Origin of the sequence: Streptococcus sp. SO4 (assembly GCF_030440055.1) — a bacterium.
GTDB lineage: Bacteria > Bacillota > Bacilli > Lactobacillales > Streptococcaceae > Streptococcus > Streptococcus nidrosiense.
In genome coordinates this window covers 1-1655 of the sequence record NZ_JAQFJI010000028.1, presented here as the reverse complement: position 1 = coordinate 1655, position 1655 = coordinate 1, and the positions used below count along the sequence as shown (strand labels likewise).

1 protein-coding gene is annotated in these 1655 nt (G+C 39.8%); it reads right to left on the bottom strand.

Features of this window, described 5'->3' with window-relative positions:
* Positions 1-411: 411 nt before the first annotated feature.
* On the bottom strand, positions 412-1655 hold a 1244-nt coding region (locus PCY08_RS09910), incomplete at its 5' end, for an LPXTG cell wall anchor domain-containing protein (RefSeq protein WP_301560228.1).

Here is a 1655-nt window from a genome sequence, read left to right as displayed (position 1 = left end):
GTTTTAGGAACTTTAACAACTTTAAGAAACGAATTTTCATCGCTCTGAATATAAAAATGGAGAGGACAACAATTGTCCTCTCCAGATGTTAGCTTTTATTCAACCCACTACAGTTGACAAAGAGCCAAATAAGTAAACAAAAGGAGGAATCTATCTCATATTTGGGTAGATTCCTCCTTTTTCATTCAGATTGTAGAAATTACTTTTCTGCTACATCCCACTCTAACTAAATCTTCTATCTCAACCATAGTTAACAAAGAACCTTAAAAACCACACAGTGATTCTTTAATCTTGATTGTTCTCAAGTCTGGAATCTCTGTGTGGTTTTATGACGAGCTAGTCTTTTCTCTTAGCCTTTTCTAGCAAATTGCAGGATTCATATTCTTAAATTTACTTTATTTGAGTATTTTATTACTCTTCTTCCTCGCGTTTTTTAGCGATGAGAAGTCCTCCTGTCGCTGCTGTAAGAAGTGCTAGAGCAAGTGAAGCGCTAGATTGTTTTGTACCAGTGTTTGGTAATTCTTTCGCTCCTGCTTTCTTAGCTGGTGCTTGAGCAGGTGAATCTTGGTTAGCAGCTGTAACAGCTTTTTCTGCTGGAATGACTGCTACTGATCCATCCGCAAAGGTTACAACTACTGATCCATCATTGTTAACTTTGATATCTTTCGCAGTTGAGTTAGCTTTCTTAACTTCTTCTGCTACTTTAGCTTTTTCGGCGTCTGTCAAGTTGCTTGGATCTGTAACTGCTGTTACTAATGGATTCTTAACTCCATCTGATTCCTTAGCTTTATCAGCTGATTTCTTAACAGTCTTATCTGATGGGATAACCGCTGTGCTACCATCTTTAAAGGTTACAACTACTGAACCATCATTGTTCACCTTAATATCTGTCGCAGTTGGGTTAGCTTTCTTAACTTCGTCTGCTACTTTAGCTTTTTCGGCGTCTGTCAAGTTGCTTGGATTTACAACAGGAGTTACTGATGGATTCTTAACGCCATCTGATTCCTTAGCTTTATCAGCTGATTTCTTAACAGTCTTATCTGATGGGATAACCGCTGTGCTGCCATCTTTAAAGGTTACAATTACTGATCCGTCTTTGTTTACCTTGATATCTTTTGCAGTTGGGTTAGCTTTCTTAACTTCGTCCGCTACTTTTGCTTTTTCGGCGTCTGTCAAGTTGCTTGGATCTGTAACTGCTGTTACTGATGGATTCTTAACTCCATCTGATTCCTTAGCTTTATCAGCTGATTTCTTAACAGTCTTATCTGATGGGATAACCGCTGTGCTGCCATCTTTAAAGGTTACAACTACTGATCCGTCTTTGTTTACCTTGATATCTTTTGCAGTTGGGTTAGCTTTCTTAACTTCTTCTGCTACTTTTGCTTTTTCGGCATCTGTAAGAGCTGATGGGTTCGCTACTGGGGTCACAGCTGGGGTCTTAACGCCATTTGAATCAGCTTCTTTCACTGTTTGCGCTGGTGTCAAGGTTGCTTTTGAACCATCTGGGAAGATTACTGTTGCTGTGCCATCTTCACCAACTTTAACATCTGTTGCTGTTGGGTTAGCCTTCTTAACTTCTTCAGCTACTTTTGCTTTTTCGGCATCTGTAAGGGCTGATGGGTTCGCTACTGGAGTTACAGCTGGGGTCTTAACGC